Here is a 1,440-nt window from a genome sequence, read left to right as displayed (position 1 = left end):
GTTCTCTCGCTAACCACCTCCAAATTGGATATACCTCATCAAAAGCACTATCTATATCAATCACAAGCCTTTCAATGGCAAAGATGTTAGCATCAGATAGAATAGATGCATCTTTGATGACTTTATTTTTTTCTTGCCTTGTTTTGGCCTTCTTGTAAGTCTCCCAAAAGTCTTTTGGTATTCTCACTGGGTTTGGTAGATAAAGAAGCACTAGGTTTCTCTTGGTTGCTTCCATCTTTATCTTATTAAGGGTTTGCTTAGTCTTTACTATGAAAGTCTCTATAGGTATAGCTCTTTTCTCATCGTACTTAAAGAGCTGTACTACGTAAGCTTTCTGCTGGCGATACTTATGGTAATACCTTAACTCTTCTAATCCTTGTCTAGCATCTTGAGATAGTGGTTTCTCCTTTGAAAGAGATTTAACAAAGTGATGTTTTGAGATGGGGTTTAGGTTAATAATTAAGGTGCCACCAGCGCGGTAAAAGCTGGCAGCAGTGTGATGAGCGTGGTCACACTTATATAACAAGCTCAACTCTTAAAGAGTGAGCTTCAAGTAAAACTTTTTAAAGTAGCTTAAAACAATTATCGCTTCCATATGACCACGCTCAAATATAATTATATAAAGATTTATAGTATTTTCAAATAGGCTATCTCATATAATGAAAGAAATCAAAATATACTTTCTATTTTATATTCTTTAACTCCTTGCTTGCTCTCCAAACAGCTATGGTTCTTTTTGGTATTTTTATCTCTTGACCTGTCTTTGGATTTCTTCCTTTTCTTTCTTTTCTAGTAGCTACTGTAAATGTTCCAAAGCCTGGGATGATGGTTTTCTCTTTTTTCTTTAAGCTCTTAGATATGGCTTCAAAAACAGCATTTATGCACTTTTCAGCCTTTGCCTTTGGTATACCAGTTTGTTCTGCTACGTAGCTCACTAATTCTCTTTTTGTCATAACACGCCTCCTTAGGGTAATTTATTTTACCAAATCTTTGATATCCATAAGGGTTTTGAATATCTCTGATGTTATAATCATCCTATGGATGATAAAGAAAAATTGCCAGAGCATTGGAAAGAGATTGAAGAGTTAAGAAACATCCAATCCTCAGATGTTCTTTTTAAGCTCATCATGAAAAATCCAGATAACATAAAGACATTCCTACAGGCCTATGAACCAAAACTAGCCAAACATCTTGATTTAGAAAGCATTAGGATATTAGATACAGAAAAATACAATACTATTGAAGGTAAAAAGAAATACCTAGACTTAGCCTTTGAGGTGAATGTAAAAGATACAGATGAAAAGATAGAGCTTTATTTTATAGTAGAGCATAAGTCAAGTCCAGATAAAGGCATATTCTTACAGCTTTTGTCCTATATCTATGCCAAATATGAAGAGGCCTACAGAGAAAACAAAGAGTTTCCTAACATTGTACCTATGG

Annotated in this window: 3 protein-coding genes; 1 reads left to right on the top strand and 2 read right to left on the bottom strand. The window is 34.4% G+C overall.

What is annotated here, in order from left to right; all coding sequences use genetic code 11:
* Both ACYQZV_RS09020 and ACYQZV_RS09015 read right to left on the bottom strand, forming a co-directional pair.
* On the bottom strand, positions 1 to 526 hold a 526-nt coding region (locus tag ACYQZV_RS09020), incomplete at its 3' end, for a hypothetical protein (protein ID WP_459895297.1).
* A gap of 157 nt (positions 527 to 683) precedes the next feature.
* Positions 684 to 953, bottom strand: coding sequence for an HU family DNA-binding protein (locus tag ACYQZV_RS09015; protein WP_459895294.1), 270 nt, complete (start codon positions 951 to 953; stop codon positions 684 to 686).
* Between the two features lie 84 nt (positions 954 to 1,037).
* Between ACYQZV_RS09015 and ACYQZV_RS09010 the strand changes: the two genes are divergently transcribed.
* Positions 1,038 to 1,440, top strand: a 403-nt coding sequence (locus ACYQZV_RS09010; protein ID WP_459895291.1) for an Rpn family recombination-promoting nuclease/putative transposase, incomplete at its 3' end; no start/stop codon positions are given.

The organism is Hydrogenobaculum acidophilum, assembly GCF_054656715.1.
The sequence above is the reverse complement of the archived record's forward strand: the minus strand, read 5'-3'. Positions and strand labels throughout refer to the sequence as shown.